Source organism: Nocardia takedensis NBRC 100417, assembly GCF_000308695.1.
GTDB lineage: Bacteria > Actinomycetota > Actinomycetes > Mycobacteriales > Mycobacteriaceae > Nocardia > Nocardia takedensis.
Window position 1 is genome coordinate 1 of the sequence record NZ_BAGG01000156.1, and the last position, 224, is coordinate 224.

1 pseudogene is annotated in these 224 nt (G+C 71.9%); it reads right to left on the reverse strand.

The features are described 5' to 3' along the window. Window positions 1–224, reverse strand: a pseudogene (locus tag ON30_RS27700) (hypothetical protein); the annotation flags it as partial.

Sequence of the window (224 nt, forward strand, 5' to 3'; positions counted from 1 at the left end):
GAGGCCGTGGGTCGCGGCCAACCCGAACAGCGGCGCCGCGCCGGCGACGCACGCGGCGATCGTGGCGGGGAGGATGCGTTGCCCGGATTCCGCAGCGTGCAGGCCGTTTCCGATGACGGAGATGAGTTCGGCGGAGAACAGCTCGCCCCAGAAGAACGCCTTCGTTCCGACCGGGACCGCGACGCCTTGGCGGTGACGGCGCTGGAGCGAGACCAGCGCGACGG